The organism is Pseudomonas sp. N-137, assembly GCF_034555295.1.
In the GTDB taxonomy this organism is placed as follows: Bacteria; Pseudomonadota; Gammaproteobacteria; order Pseudomonadales; family Pseudomonadaceae; genus Aquipseudomonas; species Aquipseudomonas rhizophila.
Genome location: NZ_JAXUDQ010000030.1, coordinates 271,064 through 291,262 on the forward strand (window position 1 = coordinate 271,064; position 20,199 = coordinate 291,262).

The following is a 20,199-nucleotide window of genomic DNA, read 5'->3' on the forward strand; positions in this document are numbered from 1 at the left end:
CCCCTGAATCGGCGCAAAGCCGATCCCTCAAGGAGAAAACCCAATGAGCATAGTTCGCACAGCGTTACCCTTGGTTCTGCTGACCGGTGTGTTGACTGGTTGCGCAGGTTTGCAGAAAACCGATTGGCCGACCTGCGCGGCGGTTGGCGGTGTGACGGGCGCTGGATTGGGCGCCATCGAAAGCACCTCCTGGGCCGGCGGTGGTGCATTGTTTGTCGGCACCATGGCGGCGGCTTATTGCTGGGTGCATGGCGACGGCGATGAGGATGGCGATGGCGTGCCGGACAGTCGCGACAAATGCCCGGGCACGCCTAAGGGCGTGCAAGTCGATGCCGACGGCTGCCCGCCACCGGCACCGGCGCCGATGGTTGAAGAAGTCGTGGTGGTCCAGGAAGAAACCATTGTTATCCGAGACGTGCATTTCGAATTCGACAAGGCCACGCTGACGGCGGCAGACAAGGAGGTCCTGAGCACGATTGCAACCCGACTCAAACAGGAAACGTCCACCGCGCAACTGCGCGTCACCGGCCACACCGACAGCGTCGGCAGCGATGCCTATAACCAGCGCCTGTCTGAACAACGGGCCAACGCGGTGGTGCAATACCTGGTTGAGAGCGGCGTGCCCCGTTCCAGCTTCGTTTCGGTGGAGGGTGCCGGTGAGAGCCAGCCGGTGGCGGACAACAGCACCGCCGATGGTCGGGCCATGAACCGCCGCACGGAGATCAAGATAAATCGCTGAAGCCCCCGTCATCCGCGGCTTGTACAGTCGCGGATGCGGGTCTTTACTCCTGTGTGACCGGTATGGGCCGGTAACACAGGAGCATTCACCATGAAGGTTCTACTCGGGGCCGCCTTACCGGTACTGCTGGCGGGCAGTCTATTGTCAGGTTGTGCCACTCACAGCGATGGCGGCGCACCGCTTAATCAACGCACCTGGCCAGTCTGTAGCTTGATCGGCGGTCTGGTTGGCGGCGGCTTGGGGGCCCTCGAAAGCAGCGGTTGGGCGGCGGGCGGTGCTGCGCTGGGGCTGTTGACCGGCGGCCTGATCTGCTACGCCCAGGATGGCGACGAGGACGATGACGGCGTGTTCGACCGCCGTGACCGTTGTCCCGACACGCCGGCCAATACCCCGGTTGAACATCATGGTTGCCCGTTGCCGCAATACCCGGTCAGCGCTCCGCCGGTTGAACCTCAGGCACCGGCCACTGAAGTGATCACCCTCAATGATGCCGGCAAGGTGCTGTTCGACTTCGATAAATCCGATCTCACTCAAGACGCGCGAAGCCAACTCGATGGGCTGATGAGCAAATTGAGTCATGCCAATGTCGCCAGTATTCGCGTGGTGGGGCACACCGACAGCGTCGGCACTGACGCCTACAACCAGGGGTTGTCCGAGCGTCGGGCAAGCAGCGTGGTGGAATATCTGCTTACCCAGGGGCTTTCACCGGACAAGCTCACCAGTGAAGGCAAGGGTGAAAGCGAGCCGGTGGCCGACAACGAGACCGATGAGGGGCGGGCGCAGAATCGTCGGGTTGAGTTGCATATCCAGCGCTGAGCCGCTTGCCAGAGCCGTCGGGTCGCCAGTGGGGCGACCCGACGAGCCGAGGTTTGCGTCAGATTAAATTTGCCCTGGCCTCTGGCTTATTCTGCGCGCAAGCCGTTACTGTGCGTGCAAAGAATAATACTTACCGGGGGGATGTATGAAGCTGTTATGGGCGCTGGGGCGCTTGTTGACCCTGCTGTTCTGGCTGGTGGTGCTGGTCAACCTGGTCATGCCGTTCGTTCATCCGCTGCATCTGCTGGTCAATTTTGGCGCAGCGATGTTGCTGGCGATCCATTTGCTGGAACTGGTGTGGTTTCGAGCCAGCTTGCGCGGCCGGCCAGCTTCAGGCCGTGATCGCCTGCGAGTGCTGCTGTTCGGCATCTTCCACCTGCAAACCCTCCCGATCGCCGCCGAGGCTTCCCATGCGTAAATTGTGTCTGCTTGTCGCACTCGTGTGCCCCTGGGCCAGTGCCCAAGTGATCCAGGTCGAAACCCATTCCTTGATGCGCCTGCCCAATACCACCAGCGCCCTGACACTGGAACGGCTGGAGGTGGCCGATTACGGCACGTTGCTGGTGCCTGCCAACGTCACTGAGTTGACCATTGGCCAACTGCACCTGGGGCGCGAAGCACGCATCGCCATCGTGCCTGGGCAACAGGCACTGCAGATAAAAGTTGCCGAGGGGGAGCTGGCCGACGGCAGTCAGATCACGGCTCGGGGCGCGCCCGGAACCTATACCAAAGCGGCACGACCGGGGCGTGATCTCAATCTGCGCTTCAATGCCTTGAATGCGCCATTGTTGTCGGTGGATGCCCGCGGTGGAACCGGTGCGCCAGGTTACGTGGGCCTCGACGGCGCCAACGGCCAGGCGCCGGGTTGTACGTGGGGGGCAGCCGGTCGCGGTGCCGACGGCAGCAATGGCAGCGATGGCCAGCCGGGTGCGGCGGGTGCGCAGGTGCGTCTCGAACTGCCCCGTGATTATCCCGATGAGCAGATCAAGGTTACGGTGGAGGGTGGCGCGGGCGGCGCCGCTGGAGCCGGAGGTAAACCCGGCGCTGGCGGCAAGGCCAAGGGGTGCTTCGTCTATACCGCCGACGGTGGCAAAAGCGGTCGCCCTGGTGCCGATGGCCAGCCAGGACCAGCCGGAGCAGCGGGGGCGGTGACGGTGCAGCGATTCTAAGAGAACTGAGCTCGAGACCTGTGGGAGCGAGCCTGCTCGCGTTGGCAGGGTATCAGTCAACCTTGATGTGACTGACCCACCGTTATCGCGAGCAGGCTCGCTCCCACCAGGGGATACGCTAAGTTCAGAACATCGGCCGCGCCGCGCCAATCGCCACCACCAGCAACCCGATCAACAGATTAATCCCCACCAACTGCCGGATTTTCCCCAGTACCGCCGCGCCCGTCGGCCAGTCCTGGGCTGCTACGGCCTTGCGCAGGGCCGGCAATTGCAATCCCTGGATGCGGATAAACAGCGCCGTCATCACCACATACAAGCCGATCATGATCTGCACATAACGTGGCGCGGTCTCGAAGCCGGCAAAGCGCATGTGGATCAGGCCCACGCCGCTGATCGGCAAAAGCACCACTGCGACCCAGACCCAAACGAAAAAACGCTGAAACACTTCTGTCCATAATTTGAGCCGGGCCGGCCCCTCAAGGGCCGCGATTGCGGCGGGGCGCAGGATCATCCAGGCGAAGAACATACCGCCGACCCAGACCAGGGCCGCCAGTAAATGCAGGGTGTAGACGAGGGCAAAGGGTGTCATTGAGTTACTCCGTTCTGCGCAGGATTGATTAGCGGGGTATGATAGCCGCCGATCCGAACCACTGAAAATTTATCCAGCGTTTTTAGCGCCCGACCATTCATGATCAGCACCGAACTCAAAACCACGATCCAGGGCGCCTATTCGCGTTTTCTCGAAGCCAAGAGCCTCAAGCCGCGATATGGCCAGCGCCTGATGATTGCCGAAGTGGCAAAAGTCCTGGGTGACATCGACACCGACGACGAAGGCCGGCGCAGTGGCGAGCCTGCCGTCGTGGCGGTGGAGGCCGGCACCGGCACCGGCAAGACCGTGGCCTACAGCCTGGCGGCAATCCCCACCGCCAAGGCCGCCGGCAAACGCCTGGTGATCGCCACGGCCACGATCGCCTTGCAGGAGCAGATCGTTTTCAAGGACCTGCCTGACCTGATGCGCAACAGCGGGCTGAATTTCAGCTTCGCCCTGGCCAAGGGCCGTGGGCGCTACATGTGCCTGTCCAAGCTCGACATGTTGCTCCAGGAAGGCCAGGCGCAGACCGCCACGGCCCAGTTGTTCGAGGAAGAAGGCTTCAAGATCGAAGTCGATGAGGCCAGTCAGAAGCTGTTTACCAGCATGATCGAAAAACTGGCCGGCAATAAATGGGACGGCGACCGCGACAGCTGGTCCACCGCCCTGGAAGACGCCGACTGGTCACGCCTGACTACCGATCACAGCCAGTGCACCAACCGTCATTGCCCGAACTTCGGCCAGTGCGCCTTTTACAAGGCCCGCGAAGGCATGGGCAAGGTCGACGTCATTGTCACCAACCACGACATGGTCCTGGCCGACCTGGCCCTGGGCGGTGGCGCGGTGCTGCCGGATCCGCGTGACACGATCTATGTGTTCGACGAAGGTCACCACCTGCCGGACAAGGCCATCGGCCATTTCGCCCATTACACCCGGCTGCGCTCCACCGCTGACTGGCTGGAAACCACCGCCAAGAACCTCACCAAGCTGTTGGCCCAACACCCGCTGCCGGGTGACCTGGGCAAGTTCATCGAGCAGGTGCCCGAGCTGGCCCGTGAAATCAAGACGAACCAGCAGTTCATGTTCAGTGCCTGCGAACAAGTGGCGGATTTCAAGCCCGGCGAAGACGTCGAGGGTCGTGATCGACCTCGCCATCGCTTTGTCGGCGGCGTCATACCCGAGCACATGCGCGAGATGGGCATCGAGCTCAAGAAAGGCTTTGCCCGTCTGACCGACCTGTTCACCCGTTTGACCGACCTGCTCAAGGAAGGCATGGATGGCGAGGTCAATATCGGTATCGCCAGCAACCAGGCCGAGGAGTGGTACCCGTTGTTCGGCAGTCTGCTGTCCCGCTCCCAGGGTAACTGGGAGTTGTGGACCGCGTTCACGACTGAAGACCCGGAAGACAACCCGCCGATGGCGCGTTGGTTGACCCTGGCCGAAAGCGGCTCGCTGTTCGACATCGAGGTCAATGCCAGCCCGATCCTGGCGGCGGAAATGCTGCGTCGCAACCTGTGGAATGTCGCCTACGGCGCGCTGGTGACTTCCGCCACGCTGACCGCCCTGGGCACGTTCGACCGTTTCCGCATGCGCGCCGGCCTGCCGAAAAAAGCCGTGACCGCCGTGGTTCCGAGCCCCTTCCATCATGCCGACGCCGGCGTGCTGCGGGTCCCGGACCTCAAGGCTGATCCGCGGGATGCCGCCGCCCACACCGCGGCGATTATTCGCGACCTGCCGGAACTGGTGGAAGGCTCGCGGGGCACCCTGGTGCTGTTTTCCTCGCGCAAACAGATGCAGGACGTGTTCGACGGCCTCGACCGCGACTGGCGCAAGCAAGTGTTCATCCAAGGCAACCTGTCCAAGCAGGAAACCCTGAACAAGCACAAAGCGCGGGTCGATGGCGGCGATTCCAGCGTGCTGTTCGGCCTGGCGAGTTTTGCCGAAGGCGTGGATTTGCCCGGTGCCTACTGTGAGCATGTGGTGATCGCCAAGATCCCGTTTTCGGTTCCGGACGACCCGGTGGAAGCCGCGTTGGCCGAATGGATCGAGGCCCGCGGTGGTAACCCGTTCATGGAGATCTCCGTGCCGGACGCCTCGCTGAAACTGGTCCAGGCCTGTGGTCGATTGCTGCGCACCGAAGAAGACCGCGGCACCATCACCTTGCTCGACCGCCGACTGGTGACCCAGCGCTACGGCAAGGCGATCCTCAACGCCCTGCCACCGTTTCGGCGGGAGATATCCTAGCCTCCCGGTGATTTTTGACTGAGGAGGTCTCTGTGGCGAGGGGATTTAGCGAAACGGGCAATGTCAGTCCGGTCAGCCGTCTTGCGGCGGTTCCCAAAAGCCTCAATGGCTGAAACAATGCAGGCCACTTCAAAAAAGTGTTTGTTTCAAGGGAGTTGCGGGTGCAGATTCAAGGCCATTATGAGCTTCAATTCGAGGCGGTGCGTGAAGCCTTCGCCGCGCTGTTCGACGATCCTCAGGAGCGCGGCGCGGCGTTGTGCATTCAGGTTGGTGGCCGCACGGTCATCGATCTGTGGGCCGGCACGGCCGACAAGGATGGCAGTGAAGCCTGGCACAGCGACACCATCGCCAATCTGTTTTCCTGCACCAAGACGTTCACCGCCGTCACCGCCCTGCAACTGGTGGCCGAAGGCAAGCTGCAGCTGGACGCCCCTGTCGCCCGCTACTGGCCTGAGTTCGCGGCAGCCGGCAAGCAAGCCGTCACGCTCCGTCAGTTGCTTTGCCACCAGGCCGGGTTGCCGGCGTTACGTGAATTGCTGGCGCCCGAAGCACTTTATAACTGGCAGACCATGGTCGATGCTCTGGCCGCTGAAGCGCCCTGGTGGACGCCGGGAGACGGTCACGGCTACGCGGCGATCACTTATGGCTGGCTGGTCGGCGAACTGCTGCGCAGGGCTGACGGTCGTGGGCCGGGGGCATCCATCGTGGCCCGTATTGCCAAGCCGTTGGGCCTGGATTTTCACGTCGGCTTGGCTGATGAAGAGTTTCATCGCGTGGCCCACATCGCTCGCGGCAAAGGCAATGTGGGGGATGCGGCGGCCCAGCGCCTTTTACAAGTAACGATGCGCGAACCCACGGCCATGACTACCCGGGCCTTTACTAACCCGCCCTCGATCATGACCAGCACCAATAAGCCAGAGTGGCGGCGCATGGAACAACCGGCGGCCAACGGCCATGGTAACGCCCGTAGCCTGGCCGGGTTTTATGCCGGCCTGCTGGACGGCAGCCTGCTGGAGGGCGAAATGCTCGACGAACTGACTCGCCAGCACAGCTTCGGCGAGGACAAGACATTGTTGACCCAGACCCGTTTCGGCCTGGGTTGCATGCTCGATCAGCCGGATGTACCGAACGCGACCTACGGCCTCGGCCCTCGGGCATTCGGTCATCCTGGGGCAGGGGGCTCCATCGGTTTTGCCGACCCGGAGCACGATGTGGCTTTTGGCTTTGTGACAAACACCCTCGGGCCATACGTTTTGATGGATCCGCGGGCGCAGAACCTTGCGCGGGTACTTGCCACTTGTCTATAAAACGTTAGCGAAGGCGGCGGGCACAGGAACCTCGTGTTCCTTTCAGTTTCCAACCGTCTGTTTATGCGGCCCGAACATGGCCTTTGTTTTTTTTACATCATTTTGTGGATATCCAATGTCATTGAATAAATCTTTCGCTCTGGCGCTGTGCTTCGCTATCACCGGTTGCGCACAAACCCCACAAAATGATGCCGAGGGCGGCAGTGGCTGGTGGCCGTTCGGCGCCTCCGACAAGGTCGCGGCCAAAGAACCGACGTCAGCGGCGCCGCTGAAACCGGCTGCCGTCGCGCCACAAGCCAAGGCCGAGGGTGCCACTCACTGGTGGTGGCCGTTTTCTTCCGATGACGCCGCCGACGGCGTCGCCAAAAAAGTCGACGCCAAACCTGAAGTCAAGACGCCGGTTACCGTCGCCAAGGCTGAAGCTGAAAGCAACGGCAAGTGGTGGTGGCCATTCGGCGGTAAAGATCAGGAAACCGCCAAGACGGTGCCGATGCCGGATCCGAAAGTCACCCAGGCTTGGCTCGACGACTACGAGCCGAAATTGCGCACGGCCATCAAGGACAGCAAGCTCGAACTTGAACGCCGCGACGACGTGCTGGTGGTCACCGCACCGGTGGACGGCTCCTTCAACCCGGATCGTCCGGCCATGCTGCTGCCGGTGAGCCTCGGCCCGTTCACCCGCGTTGCGAAAATTCTGGAAGCTGATCCGAAAACAGCCGTGCTGATCCTCGGCCACGCCGACACGTCGGGCGCCGCGCCGGTCAACCTGAAGCTCAGCCAGGAACGCGCCCAATCCGTGGCGGCGATTTTCCGTCTCAGCGGCTTGCAGCGTGATCGCCTGATGCTGCGTGGCATGGGTTCGGTTGCGCCCCGTGCCGCCAATGACAGCGTTGAAGGTCGCGCTTTGAATCGTCGTGTCGAGCTGCTGGTCACGCCGCAAAACACCATGGTTGCGCTGCTGAGCAAGTACAACATGCCGGCCCCGGCGCCAGTAAGGTTGGTGGCGGTCCAGGACGTGAAACCTGCGGCTTTGGCGCCAGCGCCCGCGCCGGCGGCTAACAAGTCCAAGGCTGTTGCCAGCAAAAAAGCGCCGGCCAAGAAGGCTGTCGCCAAGGCTCCTGCCAAAAAAGCCCCGGCCAAGAAAGCGCCGGTGGCGAAGAAGCAGCAACCGACCAAAGCCGCTACCGATGCCAAGAAAGTCGCGGCTGCCGATGCATCCAAGCAGTGATGGGCTAACTACAAGGAACGCGCCATGACCCAGACGCTGGCTGATATGCGCCGCGACTACACCCGCGATGGCCTGACCGAGGCGCAGGCCCCGGCCGAGCCGTTCGCGCTGTTCCACCAGTGGTTCGCCGACGCGGTGAAAACCGAACAGGCGCCGGTGGAGGCCAACGCCATGACCTTGGCGACCGTGGATGCCGATGGGCGCCCGCACTGCCGGATCCTGCTGCTCAAGGGGCTCGATGCCCAAGGCTTCACGTTCTTCACCAACTACGAGAGCGCCAAGGGTCAGCAACTGGCCGCGAACCCGTTCGCGGCCATGACATTTTTCTGGCCGACGCTGGAGCGTCAGGTGCGTATCGAGGGCAAGGTGCAGAAGGTCACGGCGCAAGAGTCGGACGCCTATTATCAGGTACGGCCATTGGGCAGTCGCCTCGGGGCCTGGGCTTCACCTCAAAGCCGGGTGATTGCGGGTCGAGGTGAGCTGGAAGACTTGCTCAAGGCCACCGAACAACGCTTCAGTGACAGCCAGCCTCACTGCCCGGAGCATTGGGGGGGCTATCGTCTGCTGCCCGAGCGTATCGAATTCTGGCAGGGACGGGCCAGCCGTCTGCATGATCGCCTCAACTACCGCCTGCAAGAGGCGAGCTGGATCCGCGAGCGTCTGGCGCCTTAGCCCTGGGTATACCCTGCCGCCGCGGCCTGAAGCCATTGCGGCAGGTCGCGCCGCTTGATCCCTTGCTTCTGGGCGTGGGCCAATTGTTGCAGCATGTAAGTTTTTTTCAGCTCATCCTGCCCCGCCAAAGACAGCGCCAGATCGCGGTCCATCCAGCGTTTGATCCGCACGTACAGCCACCAATGAAAGTACAAACCGGCGACGGTGGTAGCGGCTATGATGAAATAATCCATGAGAAATCCTCAGGCCAGTGACGCGGATAGCGGAAATTGGCGCTACTGTTTGGGTGAATTTTTCGGGCGAGTCTGTATCCCACCTGAATGAAAACAATTTTATCCCGGCGAGGCCGTGACAGGCGTCAAGCTGCGGAGTTTAATGAATACCTGTCTTTTGGAGTTTGATGCTATGCGTAAGTCTGTTTTGCTGGTTGCTTCCTTTTCCACGATGGCGATGTTGCTCACTGGCTGTCAGTCGAGCCTGACCGGTGACTCCTATTCCCGTGACGAAGCGCGTCGCGTGCAGACGATTCGCATGGGGACCATTGAAGCCTTGCGTCCGGTCAAGATCGAAGGCACCAAGACCCCGATCGGCGGCGCGGCGGGTGCGGTGGTAGGTGGTGTGGGTGGCAGCGCCATCGGTGGTGGCCGTGGCAGTATCGTTGCTGCCGTGATCGGCGCCGTGGCCGGCGGCCTGATCGGCTCCGCGACCGAAGAAGGCCTGACCCGTACCCAGGGTGTGGAAATCACCGTTCGCGAAGACGACGGCAGCATGCGCGCCTATGTGCAGCAGGTTCAGGAAAACGAAGTGTTCCGTGTGGGTGAGCGGGTTCGTATTGCCACTGTGGATGGTACGAGCCGCGTATCGCACTAAGCTGGAATCGCTAAGAGAAAATCGCGCTTTTTTCTGAATGGGGAGGCGCGATTTTTTTATGGCTTCGTTTCGGTGGGGGGGGCGGCGTGTATATCCGTTTCTTCGGTAACGGCCACTGGCGGTTCCGCCCTTACGGCGGGTCACTTTCGAAAAGCGCGAAAGTAACCAAAGCGCTTCTGCCCCACCACTCGGCACCTCGCTTAGGCTCGGTGTGCCTGAACGAAGGCATTGCTCCGTGGGCCCGCCGCGAAGGGCCATCCATGGCCCAGCGCGGCTAACCCGGCATCCATGCCGGGTTGCCCACTCCACAACGCCTCCGTTCAGCCAGCGTGGTTAACGGGGCGTCCAAGATCAACGTCCACCGCGAGGCGGCCTTATAGCCGGCCTGATTCTTGGTGGGACCGCGTTTCTCCTGTGGGAGCGGGCTTGCTCACGCAAGCGGTATCACAGTCGATGAAGATGTTGGGTGTGTTGGCCTTTTCGCGAACAAGCCCGCTCCCTCAGTGGTTCTGTGTTGGATATAAATTTGTGCTCACTGAAAGATCGAATGTGGGAGCGAGCCTGCTCGCGATGACGGCATCCAATTCAATCGCTATGTAACTGAACTATCGCAAGGCTGAGAAGGCGGCTACACAGTTGACGAAGATGTTGCATGTGTCGACCTCTTCGCGAGCAGGCTCGCTCCCACAGGAAAAACGCGATCATCAAAAAAACAGGTCGGCTATAAGGCCGCCTCGCGGAGGATGTTGATCTTGGACGCCCCGTTAACCACGCTGGCCGAACGCAGGCATTGTGGAGTGGGTATCCCGGCATGGATGCCGGGATAGCCGCGCTGGGCCATGGATGGCCCTTCGCGGCGCGCCCACGGAGCAATGCCGGAGTGAGGGCACACCGAGCCTAGGCGAGGTGCCGAGTGGTGGGGCAAAGCGTTTTTGGTTACTTTTGGCGCTCTTCCAAAAGTGACCCGCTGTAAGAGCGGAACCATAAGTGGCCGTCATCGAAGAAACGGATATACACACCAATATGCACACCAATAAACACACAACAAACATCACCCCGATCAGGTAATTTTAGTTGGCTTTAAATGCTGTCTGCTTACGACTAGCCGCCGCTGTCACCGCATAACCCAGCAACGCCGCCAGGATCGAGCCAGTGAGAATACCCATCCGGTCCATACCGGCATACTCACTGGTACCGGGCGCGAACGCCAGGGAGCCGACGAACAGGCTCATGGTGAAGCCGATGCCGCACAGGATTGCCACGCCCAGTATCTGCCCCCAGTTGGCGCCGGCGGGCAGGCTGGCGATACCGATCTTGACCGCCAGCCAGGTCAGGCCGAAGACACCGACGGTCTTGCCCAGCAACAGGCCGATGGCGATGCCCATCGGCACGTGATGGGTGAAGCTCTCGACGGTGACGCCGCTCAGGGACAAGCCGGCGTTGGCGAAGGCGAAGAGCGGCAGGATGCCATAGGCCACCCAGGGGTGCAGGGCATGTTCCAGGGTCAGCAGCGGCGAGGTCTCGGCATTTTTTGTGCGCAGCGGAATGCAGAATGCCAGGGTCACCCCGGCCAGGGTGGCATGGACGCCGCTCTTGAGTACGCAGACCCAGAGAATCAGGCCGACAACCATGTAGGGGCCGAGCTTGACCACTCCCGCGCGGTTCATCGCCACCAGCGCGGCGATGCAGGCGGCTGCCAATACCAGTGACAAGGTCGACAGGGCGCCCGAGTAGAAAATGGCAATGATGATAATGGCGCCCAGGTCGTCGATGATCGCCAGGGTCATCAAAAACAGCTTGAGCGACACGGGTACCCGTTTGCCCAGTAGGGCCAGCACGCCAAGGGCGAAGGCGATGTCGGTGGCCGTTGGAATCGCCCAGCCTGCGAGGGCGGCCGGATTGTCGCGGTTGAGGAACCAGTAGATCAGGGCGGGGACGACCATGCCACCGATCGCTGCCGCACCCGGCAAGACGATCTGCGAGGGTTTCGACAGCTGTCCGTCGAGAACCTCACGTTTGACTTCGAGGCCGATGAGCAGAAAGAACATGGCCATCAGGCCGTCGTTGATCCACAACAACGCCGGTTTGGCGATTTTCAGCGCCCCGATCTGGGCCACCACAGGGGTGTCCAGAAAGTCCGTATAGAGCCACGACAGCGGTGAGTTATTGAGTATCAGGGCCAGCACGGCGGCGGCGATCAATAGCAGGCCGCTGGCAGCTTCCAACTGAAGGAAACGGGTCAAAGTATTACGTAGAGGCACGGTTGCTCTCCATGGATCAAATCAAAAAGATGGTCCACCCTAACCGGTACTGTTAGTTGTTAAAACAAAAGTTATATTCTTTTTTGTTATATGTCGTTACAACGCATGCAACGCGTGGTCAGGCAGTGACAGGCCATATTGGACCTTAGCTGTACCTGTGCGCGATGTCGGTTTTTTCCTAAGCTGGCGACTGGTTTTTCCGAGACAAGTCGTGCCTGCCTGTACGTCAGGTTCCTCGCGTCGCATTGATCCAGTGAGAAGACACCATGAATGACCACCGCCAGTGGGCGCGTGAAGCGATCCGTATCATCGAGGCTGATTTCCAGCGCAGCGCCGACACCCATCTGATTCCACTGGCGTTGCCAGGGCTGCCGGGTATCGAGTTGTATTTCAAGGATGAGTCCAGCCACCCCACCGGCAGCCTCAAGCATCGACTCGCCCGCTCGCTGTTCCTCTACGCCCTGTGTAATGGCTGGCTCAAACCCGGTGCCCCGGTGATCGAGGCTTCAAGCGGATCGACGGCCATTTCCGAGGCTTACTTCGCGAGGCTTTTGGGCTTGCCCTTTATTGCGGTGATGCCGGCGACCACGTCCAGGGAAAAAATCGCACAGATCGCCTTCTATGGTGGCCAGAGTCACCTGGTGGACGATCCTACGCAGATCTACGCCGAGTCCGAGCGTTTGGCCCGTGAGCATGACGGCCACTTCATCGACCAGTTCACCTACGCCGAGCGCGCCACGGACTGGCGCGCCAATAACAACATTGCCGAATCGATCTTCCAGCAGATGCGTTTCGAGCGGCATCCGGAGCCGAGCTGGCTGATTTCCAGCCCCGGCACCGGCGGCACCACCGCGACCCTGGGTCGTTACGTACGCTACCGCCAGCACTGTACCCGTGTGCTGTGTGCCGACGCCGAGCGTTCGGTGTTTTTCGACTATTACCGCAGCGGCGATGCGAGCCTGCGCCTGGATTGTGGTTCGCGGATCGAAGGTATCGGCCGGCCAAGGGTCGAAGCGTCGTTTTTGCCCAAGGTGATCGATGCGATGGTCAAAGTGCCGGATGCCCTGTCGCTGGCGGCCATGCACTACCTGGCCCAGCGATTGGGCCGACGGGTCGGCGGATCCAGCGGCACCAACCTGATCGGCGCGCTGATCGCCGCCAGGCAGATGGTGCAAGCAGGTGAGACGGGCTCGATCGTGGCAATCTTGTGTGACGGCGGTGAGCGCTATGCCACGACCTATTACGATCCGGCGTGGCTCAAGGCCCAGGGCTATGAGCTGAGTGGATTGATGGACGCCGTGGCGGCGAGTGTGGAGCGGGGTGAGGCGCTGCCGGAAAGTGTGCTCCGAGCCAATATCTGAACACTGGAAAACACTGAATTTCCTTGTGGCAGCGAGCTTGTGTGGGAGCTGGGCTTTTCCGCGATAGCATCACCTCGGTTCACCTGATAGACCGAGTTGCCTGCATCGCGGGCAAGCCCAGCTCCCATAAAGCTTCTCCCGCAGTGGGTAGGGGTCAGGCCTTGAGGCCCAGGATATCCCGCGCCACCGCCTCGGCAATCCGGATTCCGTCCACGCCCGCCGAGAGAATCCCGCCCGCGTAGCCGGCGCCTTCGCCAGCCGGGAACAAGCCCTTGACGTTCAGGCTTTGCAACGTTTCGTCGCGGGTGATGCGCAGCGGCGACGAGGTGCGGGTTTCAATGCCGGTCAGCACGGCGTCGTGCAGCGAGTAGCCGCGAATCTGCTTTTCGAACGCCGGCAGGGCTTCACGGATGGCTTCGATGGCGAAGTCGGGCAGGGCCAAGGCCAGGTCGCCCAAAGACACACCCGGCTTGTAGGACGGCTCGACGCTGCCCAGCGCCGTAGACGGTTTGCCGGCAATGAAGTCGCCCACCAGTTGTGCCGGGGCTTCGTAGTTGCTGCCACCGAGCACGAAAGCGTGGGATTCCAGACGCTCCTGCAATTCGATGCCCGCCAAGGGGCCGCCCGGGTAATCCACTTCAGGCGTAATGCCCACCACGATGCCGGAGTTGGCGTTGCGCTCGTTGCGTGAATACTGGCTCATGCCGTTGGTCACGACGCGGTTCGGCTCGGAGGTGGCCGCCACTACGGTGCCGCCCGGGCACATGCAGAAGCTGTACACCGAGCGACCGTTCTTGGCGTGGTGCACCAGTTTGTAATCGGCGGCGCCAAGCTTCGGGTGGCCGGCATATTTGCCCAGGCGCGCGCTGTCGATCAGCGATTGCGGGTGTTCGATGCGGAAACCCACCGAGAACGGCTTGGCTTCCATGTACACGCCGCGGCCGTGGAGCATGCGGAACGTGTCCCGGGCGCTGTGGCCCAGGGCCAGAATCACATGTTTTGAATGAATACGTTCGCCACTGGCCAGTTCAACACCGACCAACTGGCCGTCCTCGATCAACACATCCGTGACCCGCTGCTGGAAGCGAACTTCGCCGCCCAGGGCGCGAATCTGCTCACGCATGTTTTCCACGACGCCTGTCAGACGGAACGTACCGATGTGCGGCTTGCTGACGTAGAGGATTTCTTCCGGCGCGCCGGCCTTGACGAATTCGTGCAGGACTTTGCGACCCAGGAACTTGGGATCCTTGATCTGGCTGTAGAGCTTGCCATCGGAGAACGTCCCCGCACCGCCTTCGCCGAACTGCACGTTGGATTCGGGGTTGAGCACGCTTTTGCGCCACAGGCCCCAGGTGTCCTTGGTGCGCTGGCGCACTTCGGGGCCGCGCTCGAGGATGATCGGTTTGAAGCCCATCTGTGCCAGCAACATGGCGGCGAAGATCCCGCACGGGCCGAAGCCGACCACGATCGGCCGTTCGCTCAGGTCAGCCGGTGCCTGGCCCACCACTTTATAACTGACATCCGGCGCCCGGTTGACGTTACGGTCATCGGCGAACTTGCGCAGCAAGCCGGCTTCATCGCGCACCGTCAGGTCGATGGTGTAGATGAAGCACAGTTCGGAGGACTTCTTACGCGCGTCGTAGCTGCGTTTGAACAGGGTGAAGTCGAGCAGGTCATCGCTGGCGATGCCCAGGCGCTGCACGATGGCTGGGCGCAGGTCTTCTTCGGGGTGGTCGATCGGCAGCTTGAGTTCGGTGATTCGTAACATGACAGGATCCGGTTCGCGGGACGCACAACTGCGCCAGGGCGTGAGCCGGCGATTATAAGCCAAAAACCTTCGAATCAGTCGTTACGCGCACCGCCGAAGTAAGCGCATCCGCGCTGGACCTGACCGTTGACCCGCAGCTCGGCGCTCATGTGTTGCACGCTGCCGGTCACGCTGTCGACGCAGCGCTGGGGAGTGACCCAAAGCTCGACCTTCTGGCCGTTGGCTTCGGTGCCGAGATTGAAGCGGCCATCGCCCAGTTGTTCCTCAACGAAAGGCACTGCCAGAGGCGGCTGGCCCTCACGTTCGAGCACCAGGCCTTTGCCGCTGGCGTTCAGATTCCACTCGGGGCCATGGCCGGTGGCGCGCAGGAGCAGCCGCTTGAAGTCGGCGTCGTCGCAAGCGCTGCCCGAACGCTCCAGGCGATACAGCTGCTCAAGATTCAACTGGCTGTCGGTACCGGCCGCTGCGCTGGTGACGATATGGCCGCGCACATCGGCAAACAGTTTGCCCTGATCATCGGCCAGGCTGGCGGCCTGTTGCAGTACGCTGGTGCCGCCGCTGTCGTTGACGATGTAGCGACGCTGCTCCTGGCAGGGCTGGAACACCAGCTTGCCATCGGCCGCCGTAAGTTCGCCCTGCATGCGCATCTGGCCGGCATGGGAAACGCTCTGGGGTGGAGTGTCGAGCAACTGGCAGCCGGCGAAAAGCGGCAGGAGGGCGACAAACAGCAGGGAACGGGCGGCACGCATCATTGAGTCTCCAGACAAGTGCCGCCACGTTACGCAGACTGATCCTGCATCACAAGAGGTCAACCGACGTGAAAGGTCTGGCCAGTCTGCAGGCCTTCGACACTCTTGGCGTAGGCCAATGCGACATCGGCGGCTGGTACCGGCTTATAGCCACGGAAGTACGGGGCATAGTTGTCCATGGCTTCGAGCAGCACGTTCGGACTGACCGAGTTGACCCGCAAGCCCCGGGGCAATTCGATTGCCGCGGCACGCACGAAACTGTCCAGGGCACCGTTGACCAGCGCCGCCGACGCACCGCTTCTGATCGGATCGTGGCTGAGCACGCCAGTGGTGAAGGTGAAGGACGCACCGTCATTGGCGAATTCGCGGCCGATCAGCAGCAGGTTGACCTGGCCCATCAGTTTGTCTTTCAAACCCAGGGCGAAGCTGTCCTGCGTCATCTCGTCCAAGGGCGCAAAGGTGACGTTGCCCGCGGCGCAGACCAGTGCATCGAAGCGACCGGTTTTCTCGAACAGGGCACGGATCGAAGAGCTGTCACTGATATCCACGTGCAGGTCGCCGCTGTGACGGCCGATGCGGACAATCTCGTGACGCGGCGACAGTTCTTTATCAATGGCCGAACCGATGGTGCCGCTGGCGCCGATCAACAGGATTTTCATTAGCTGTTCCTCAATGGGCTGGATGAGATTGCAGTCTAGAGAGGTTCTTTCTCTTGATAATCGTGGTAATAGGCAACCTTTGGTTTTCAATTGGAAACAATCCGATGAGCGAAATGGACGACCTGGCGGCGTTCGCCGTGTTGATCGAGGCCGGTAGTTTCACCCTGGCGGCCCAGCAATTGGGCTGCAGCAAGGGCCAGTTGTCCAAGCGCATCAGCCTGCTGGAGAGTCGGTTTTCGGTGGTGTTGCTACAGCGCACCACGCGGCGCTTGAGTCTCACGGCAGCGGGGGCGGCGTTATTGCCCCAGGCCCAGGCGTTGTTGGTGCAGGTGCAAAGAGCGCGTCAGGCCCTGGCTCGCCTGAAGGATGACATTTCCGGGCCGGTGCGTATGACGGTTCCGGTGTCGTTGGGCGAAACCTTCTTTGAGGGTTTGCTGACGGAGTTCGCCCAGCGCTACCCCGACGTGCAGATTGAACTGGAACTCAACAATGGCTACCGGGATCTGTCTCGTGATGGTTTCGACCTGGCGATCCGCTCCGACGCTGCCCTCGATGAGCGCCTGGTGGCGCGTCCGCTGCTGGCCTGGCATGAGCTGACCTGCGCCAGCCCGGCCTACCTCGAACACTACGGCGAACCCCTGACGCCCCAGGGCCTGGTCGAACATCGTTGCCTGCTCAACAGTCATTACAGCGGCCGCGAAGAATGGCTCTATCACCAGCAACACGAATTGTTGCGGGTGCGGGTATCGGGACCGTTCGCCAGCAATCACTACAGCCTGCTGAAAAAAGCCGCCCTGGCCAACGCCGGGATCGCCCGGTTGCCGTCCTATCTGTTGCATGAGGAATTGGCTGACGGACGTTTGCGCTGGTTACTCAGGGATTTTCAGACCCGTCGCATGCCGATGTACCTCGTGCACCCGTACCAGGGCGGTTTGCCCAAGCGCACCCAGGTGCTGGCCGATTATCTGATCGACTGGTTCAAGCGCAGTGGCGAGGCGCTGGATCGGCTTCAGCGATAGCAAGGCATCACACGAACCTTGTGGGAGCGAGCCTGCTCGCGATAGCGGTGGGTCAGGCAACAATTGTGCTGAAGCTGACACTGCTATCGCGAGCAGGCTCGCTCCCACAGGAGTCCCGATCTTGATCAGCGAGCGTAGTGCCTGGCGATCAGATGGTCGAGTGACAGCTTGCCCGGCCCGCGGGCCATCAGATAAAGCAGTACCGCCGCCCAGGTGCCATGGGTCGGATAGGCGTCGGGGTAGACGAACAGTTGAATGGTCAAGGTCATGCCCAGCAAGGCCAGGGCCGAGAAGCGTGTCGCCAGGCCAAACAGGATCAGGATCGGGAACACATGCTCGGCCGCTGCCGCCAGATGCGCTGCCAGTTCTGGCGACAACAGCGGCAAGGCGTATTCGCTTTTGAACAGGGGAATGGTTGAATCGGCCAGTCGCGGCAGGCCGAGCTGGAAGGTACCGTCGATCAGGTCGATGGCCAGGCCTTCGATTTTGGTTTGGCCGGATTTCCAGAACACCGCCGCGATGCAAAAGCGCCCAACGAAGGCGATCAGGCTGTGAGGGATTTTATCCAGCCATTCAATGGAGCGAGTGATCAGGGCGTTCATGGCAATACCTGCTCGGCTAACAGATGGGTGACGGCTTGATGGCTGATGAGCTGCGCCAGGGTGTGCTCCAGTTCCAGATCGCTGTCGCGCCTGGTTGCAGCATCAAAGGCCGCGCCCAGGAAACAACCTTGCAGCAGGTCCTTGAGGAAATCATGGGCGCCGGGACTGATCGCAAACACCTCCACGTCCAGGTTGTTGCGCAGCACCAGGGCGCATTGCGGCGTGAAGGGGTCGACCGGCATGACGGGCTCTTGCTGATGGGCGGCCCAGATCGCCACCACGGCGAAGGGCGATTGCAACAGGTGCAGTGACGGGTGAAGACCGACCCTCAGATGATCATGGGATGCCGGCGATGACAGCACTTGCATGACCTGTTGTGCATCCATGGGCCGGGCGTCGGCGGCGTGCCAGGCTTGCACCTGCAGGCGCTCCAGTCGGGCGACATCCGCCAGATACGGCACGCTGGCGGCGGGTTCGAAATGTTCGATGAACCCGGCAAAGTCGGCACCGTAGTCACTCATGACTGGGCTTCGCGGTGCGGCGCACTGGGCGTACATTCCGGCCATCGCGCCGAAGAACTCCTCGCCCACCAGTTGTGCCACCACCGGATAGTTGTCGGCCAGGGCGTTGATCAATGAGCTGAGCACGTTGTTGCGATACACCGCGAACCGGCTCTCTGGATCGGCGCCGGTGGCGCAGGTCAAACCCTGCGGACAAGATTTGCGCGGGTCGAGCAGGGCGGCGGCGAATTCGCTGTAGCGGCTCATGGCTGGACCCTGGCGGCGTTTAATAGTTGGTCGGCCTGACCGGCTTCGGCCAACAGCACTGCCAACGCCGGGATGCGGTTGTCGCGCTCGATCAGCGTGGCGACTGGCCCGGTCCGCGCCAGTACCGTGCGATACAAGCGCCAGACCTCGTTGTCGATTGGCGCACCGTGGTCATCGATCAGCAAACGCTCGCCCAGGCTGTCGGAGTCTTCGGCAAACCCGGCCAGATGAATTTCGCCGGTGGCCTGCAGGGGCAGTGCGTCGAGGTAAGCCTGGGGATCACGGCAATGGTTGATGCACGAAACGTAGACGTTGTTCACATCCAGCAGCAGTCCGCAGCCGGTGCGACGGATGACTTCACTGATGAAGTCAGGCTCGTCGAGGGTCGAGTCCTCGAACGCCAGATAAGTGGCCGGGTTTTCCAGCAGCAGTGTGCATTTGAGGCTGGACTGGACCTGATCGACGTGTTCGCAGACGCGCCTGAGCGTCGTTTCATCGTAGGCCAGGGGCAGCAGATCGTTGAGAAACACCGGGCCATGGCTGGACCAGGCCAGGTGTTCGGAAAAAGACTGGGGCTGATAGCGTTCGATCAGTGTGGCCAGGCGCTGCAAATGCGCAACATCCAGCGGCCCCTCTCCACCGATCGACAAACCGACGCCGTGCAATGACAGCGGATACTGTTCGCGTATCCGCCCCAGAAAGTAATGAAACGGCCCGCCGGCCACCATGTAGTTTTCCGCGTGCACTTCGAAGAAACCCAGATCCGGTCGGGTCTGGAGCACTTCACGAAAATGCTCGGTCTTGAGCCCCAGCCCCGCCCGCGGCGGTAGCCGGGTATCGAAGGCGAGGGAAGCGGTGTTCGACATGGCGGCAGGCCTCAGGCGATGCGATCAGGACTTGGCTTTATAGGCTTCAAGCTGGCCGAAGCCGGTGGGCGAGGTTTCGCTTTTGAGGGTGGTGCAGGTGCCCTTGGGGACCGATTTCCAGGCGTTGGCCTGATAGTCCATTTTCGCGGTGCCGGCACAGGTGGTGCCAGCGCCGGCGGCGCAGTCGTTCTTGCCTTTGAGAGCGACACCGAAGCATTTTTCCATGGTGTCGTCGGCGGCATGGACAGTCGAGACGCCTGTCATGCTCAAGGCAGAGCCAAGTGCCAGGGCCAGGGCGGCGGCGGACAGGGTGCGGGTCGAAGCAGTCATGATGATTCTCCAGTTTCAGGAAATGAACCGGCGTTAGCGCCGGTCTGTTGAACTAGAGAGGGGGTGGAGGAATGCGTTACAGCAGGTTCTCGATTTTTTTTGTTTGTTTCGAAATCCATTGTGGCGAGGGGATAAATCCCCTCGCCACAACAGCATTCACTTGAGAACTGGGCAAAAAAAAAC

The 20,199-nt window shown here is 61.4% G+C and carries 21 protein-coding genes; 11 read left to right on the forward strand and 10 right to left on the reverse strand.

What is annotated here, in order from left to right:
- The first annotated feature begins 43 nt into the window (after nucleotides 1-43).
- From T3A99_RS22310 to T3A99_RS22325, 4 genes are all read left to right on the forward strand, one after another.
- Nucleotides 44-739 (forward strand): OmpA family protein, encoded by a 696-nt coding sequence (locus T3A99_RS22310; protein ID WP_047228409.1) that lies wholly within the window; start codon nucleotides 44-46, stop codon nucleotides 737-739.
- A 90-nt stretch (nucleotides 740-829) separates the two neighbouring features.
- Nucleotides 830-1,555: an OmpA family protein gene (locus T3A99_RS22315; RefSeq protein WP_322834811.1), complete on the forward strand. Its 726-nt coding sequence runs from the start codon at nucleotides 830-832 to the stop codon at nucleotides 1,553-1,555.
- A gap of 145 nt (nucleotides 1,556-1,700) precedes the next feature.
- Complete coding sequence (locus T3A99_RS22320; protein ID WP_076386086.1) at nucleotides 1,701-1,973, forward strand: DUF1145 domain-containing protein; 273 nt, start codon at nucleotides 1,701-1,703, stop codon at nucleotides 1,971-1,973.
- Complete coding sequence (locus T3A99_RS22325; protein ID WP_107321607.1) at nucleotides 1,966-2,724, forward strand: hypothetical protein; 759 nt, start codon at nucleotides 1,966-1,968, stop codon at nucleotides 2,722-2,724. The genes T3A99_RS22320 and T3A99_RS22325 overlap by 8 nt, the downstream gene beginning before the upstream one ends.
- A 124-nt stretch (nucleotides 2,725-2,848) precedes the next feature.
- Here T3A99_RS22325 and T3A99_RS22330 read toward each other — a convergent pair whose 3' ends face one another.
- On the reverse strand, nucleotides 2,849-3,313 hold the full coding sequence (locus T3A99_RS22330) for a CopD family protein (protein WP_047228405.1): 465 nt from the start codon (nucleotides 3,311-3,313) through the stop codon (nucleotides 2,849-2,851).
- 99 nt (nucleotides 3,314-3,412) lie between these two features.
- Between T3A99_RS22330 and dinG the strand changes: the two genes are divergently transcribed.
- The 4 genes from dinG (at nucleotide 3,413) to pdxH (ending at nucleotide 8,764) form a co-directional block, all read left to right on the forward strand.
- On the forward strand, nucleotides 3,413-5,557 hold the full coding sequence (gene dinG, locus T3A99_RS22335) for an ATP-dependent DNA helicase DinG (protein ID WP_047228404.1): 2,145 nt from the start codon (nucleotides 3,413-3,415) through the stop codon (nucleotides 5,555-5,557).
- Nucleotides 5,558-5,718: 161 nt separating this feature from the next.
- Nucleotides 5,719-6,864, forward strand: a complete 1,146-nt coding sequence (locus tag T3A99_RS22340) for a serine hydrolase domain-containing protein (protein ID WP_047228403.1) — start codon at nucleotides 5,719-5,721, stop codon at nucleotides 6,862-6,864.
- 115 nt (nucleotides 6,865-6,979) lie between these two features.
- The gene (locus T3A99_RS22345) at nucleotides 6,980-8,092 is read left to right on the forward strand and encodes an OmpA family protein (RefSeq protein WP_173407316.1); all 1,113 of its coding nucleotides are present in this window, start codon (nucleotides 6,980-6,982) and stop codon (nucleotides 8,090-8,092) included.
- Nucleotides 8,093-8,116: 24 nt separating this feature from the next.
- Nucleotides 8,117-8,764, forward strand: coding sequence for a pyridoxamine 5'-phosphate oxidase (gene pdxH, locus T3A99_RS22350; RefSeq protein WP_047228401.1), 648 nt, complete (start codon nucleotides 8,117-8,119; stop codon nucleotides 8,762-8,764).
- Here the strand turns inward: pdxH and T3A99_RS22355 are convergent.
- Nucleotides 8,761-8,997 (reverse strand): hypothetical protein, encoded by a 237-nt coding sequence (locus T3A99_RS22355; protein ID WP_107321608.1) that lies wholly within the window; start codon nucleotides 8,995-8,997, stop codon nucleotides 8,761-8,763. The two genes, pdxH and T3A99_RS22355, sit on opposite strands and share 4 nt — an antisense overlap.
- Nucleotides 8,998-9,169: 172 nt before the next feature.
- Between T3A99_RS22355 and T3A99_RS22360 the strand changes: the two genes are divergently transcribed.
- Complete coding sequence (locus tag T3A99_RS22360) at nucleotides 9,170-9,634, forward strand: glycine zipper 2TM domain-containing protein (RefSeq protein ID WP_160891711.1); 465 nt, start codon at nucleotides 9,170-9,172, stop codon at nucleotides 9,632-9,634.
- A gap of 1,070 nt (nucleotides 9,635-10,704) precedes the next feature.
- Here T3A99_RS22360 and nhaA read toward each other — a convergent pair.
- Nucleotides 10,705-11,895 carry a Na+/H+ antiporter NhaA gene (gene nhaA, locus T3A99_RS22365; protein ID WP_047228398.1) on the reverse strand — a complete coding sequence of 397 codons (1,191 nt, stop codon included), beginning with the start codon at nucleotides 11,893-11,895 and terminating at the stop codon, nucleotides 10,705-10,707.
- A 266-nt stretch (nucleotides 11,896-12,161) separates the two neighbouring features.
- On the opposite strand from nhaA, the gene T3A99_RS22370 reads away from it, so the two are divergent.
- Nucleotides 12,162-13,256: a PLP-dependent cysteine synthase family protein gene (locus tag T3A99_RS22370; protein WP_160891713.1), complete on the forward strand. Its 1,095-nt coding sequence runs from the start codon at nucleotides 12,162-12,164 to the stop codon at nucleotides 13,254-13,256.
- 154 nt (nucleotides 13,257-13,410) lie between these two features.
- Here the strand turns inward: T3A99_RS22370 and T3A99_RS22375 are convergent, their stop codons facing one another.
- From T3A99_RS22375 to T3A99_RS22385, 3 genes are all read right to left on the reverse strand, one after another.
- Nucleotides 13,411-15,024 (reverse strand): NAD(P)/FAD-dependent oxidoreductase, encoded by a 1,614-nt coding sequence (locus T3A99_RS22375; protein ID WP_322834812.1) that lies wholly within the window; start codon nucleotides 15,022-15,024, stop codon nucleotides 13,411-13,413.
- A 74-nt stretch (nucleotides 15,025-15,098) separates the two neighbouring features.
- Nucleotides 15,099-15,773: a hypothetical protein gene (locus tag T3A99_RS22380; RefSeq protein WP_322834934.1), complete on the reverse strand. Its 675-nt coding sequence runs from the start codon at nucleotides 15,771-15,773 to the stop codon at nucleotides 15,099-15,101.
- A 59-nt stretch (nucleotides 15,774-15,832) separates the two neighbouring features.
- Nucleotides 15,833-16,432 (reverse strand): short chain dehydrogenase, encoded by a 600-nt coding sequence (locus T3A99_RS22385; RefSeq protein ID WP_173407314.1) that lies wholly within the window; start codon nucleotides 16,430-16,432, stop codon nucleotides 15,833-15,835.
- A 104-nt stretch (nucleotides 16,433-16,536) separates the two neighbouring features.
- Here T3A99_RS22385 and T3A99_RS22390 point away from each other — a divergent pair, with 104 nt between their 5' ends.
- The gene (locus T3A99_RS22390; protein WP_322834813.1) at nucleotides 16,537-17,451 is read left to right on the forward strand and encodes a LysR family transcriptional regulator; all 915 of its coding nucleotides are present in this window, start codon (nucleotides 16,537-16,539) and stop codon (nucleotides 17,449-17,451) included.
- 125 nt (nucleotides 17,452-17,576) lie between these two features.
- On the opposite strand, the gene T3A99_RS22395 is transcribed toward T3A99_RS22390, so the two are convergent.
- The 4 genes from T3A99_RS22395 to T3A99_RS22410 are packed head-to-tail and all read right to left on the reverse strand — an operon-like array spanning nucleotide 17,577 to nucleotide 20,016.
- Nucleotides 17,577-18,053: a DoxX family protein gene (locus tag T3A99_RS22395; protein ID WP_076386074.1), complete on the reverse strand. Its 477-nt coding sequence runs from the start codon at nucleotides 18,051-18,053 to the stop codon at nucleotides 17,577-17,579.
- Nucleotides 18,050-18,820: a DNA-binding domain-containing protein gene (locus tag T3A99_RS22400; RefSeq protein ID WP_322834814.1), complete on the reverse strand. Its 771-nt coding sequence runs from the start codon at nucleotides 18,818-18,820 to the stop codon at nucleotides 18,050-18,052. Before T3A99_RS22400 ends, T3A99_RS22395 begins: the two co-directional genes overlap by 4 nt.
- On the reverse strand, nucleotides 18,817-19,686 hold the full coding sequence (locus T3A99_RS22405; protein WP_188252309.1) for a DUF692 domain-containing protein: 870 nt from the start codon (nucleotides 19,684-19,686) through the stop codon (nucleotides 18,817-18,819). The genes T3A99_RS22400 and T3A99_RS22405 overlap by 4 nt, the downstream gene beginning before the upstream one ends.
- Nucleotides 19,687-19,710: 24 nt before the next feature.
- Complete coding sequence (locus tag T3A99_RS22410) at nucleotides 19,711-20,016, reverse strand: DUF2282 domain-containing protein (RefSeq protein ID WP_047228390.1); 306 nt, start codon at nucleotides 20,014-20,016, stop codon at nucleotides 19,711-19,713.
- Nucleotides 20,017-20,199: the final 183 nt, after the last annotated feature.

Coding starts and splice junctions, on each gene's coding strand:
- T3A99_RS22310 (WP_047228409.1), top strand. CDS start 44: ATGAGCATAGTTCGCACAGCGTTACCCTTGGTTCTGCTGACCGGTGTG.
- T3A99_RS22315 (WP_322834811.1), top strand. CDS start 830: ATGAAGGTTCTACTCGGGGCCGCCTTACCGGTACTGCTGGCGGGCAGT.
- T3A99_RS22320 (WP_076386086.1), top strand. CDS start 1,701: ATGAAGCTGTTATGGGCGCTGGGGCGCTTGTTGACCCTGCTGTTCTGG.
- T3A99_RS22325 (WP_107321607.1), top strand. CDS start 1,966: ATGCGTAAATTGTGTCTGCTTGTCGCACTCGTGTGCCCCTGGGCCAGT.
- T3A99_RS22330 (WP_047228405.1), bottom strand. CDS start 3,313: ATGACACCCTTTGCCCTCGTCTACACCCTGCATTTACTGGCGGCCCTG.
- dinG (WP_047228404.1), top strand. CDS start 3,413: ATGATCAGCACCGAACTCAAAACCACGATCCAGGGCGCCTATTCGCGT.
- T3A99_RS22345 (WP_173407316.1), top strand. CDS start 6,980: ATGTCATTGAATAAATCTTTCGCTCTGGCGCTGTGCTTCGCTATCACC.
- pdxH (WP_047228401.1), top strand. CDS start 8,117: ATGACCCAGACGCTGGCTGATATGCGCCGCGACTACACCCGCGATGGC.
- T3A99_RS22355 (WP_107321608.1), bottom strand. CDS start 8,997: ATGGATTATTTCATCATAGCCGCTACCACCGTCGCCGGTTTGTACTTT.
- T3A99_RS22360 (WP_160891711.1), top strand. CDS start 9,170: ATGCGTAAGTCTGTTTTGCTGGTTGCTTCCTTTTCCACGATGGCGATG.
- T3A99_RS22370 (WP_160891713.1), top strand. CDS start 12,162: ATGAATGACCACCGCCAGTGGGCGCGTGAAGCGATCCGTATCATCGAG.
- T3A99_RS22375 (WP_322834812.1), bottom strand. CDS start 15,024: ATGTTACGAATCACCGAACTCAAGCTGCCGATCGACCACCCCGAAGAA.
- T3A99_RS22380 (WP_322834934.1), bottom strand. CDS start 15,773: ATGCGTGCCGCCCGTTCCCTGCTGTTTGTCGCCCTCCTGCCGCTTTTC.
- T3A99_RS22385 (WP_173407314.1), bottom strand. CDS start 16,432: ATGAAAATCCTGTTGATCGGCGCCAGCGGCACCATCGGTTCGGCCATT.
- T3A99_RS22390 (WP_322834813.1), top strand. CDS start 16,537: ATGAGCGAAATGGACGACCTGGCGGCGTTCGCCGTGTTGATCGAGGCC.
- T3A99_RS22395 (WP_076386074.1), bottom strand. CDS start 18,053: ATGAACGCCCTGATCACTCGCTCCATTGAATGGCTGGATAAAATCCCT.
- T3A99_RS22400 (WP_322834814.1), bottom strand. CDS start 18,820: ATGAGCCGCTACAGCGAATTCGCCGCCGCCCTGCTCGACCCGCGCAAA.
- T3A99_RS22405 (WP_188252309.1), bottom strand. CDS start 19,686: ATGTCGAACACCGCTTCCCTCGCCTTCGATACCCGGCTACCGCCGCGG.
- T3A99_RS22410 (WP_047228390.1), bottom strand. CDS start 20,016: ATGACTGCTTCGACCCGCACCCTGTCCGCCGCCGCCCTGGCCCTGGCA.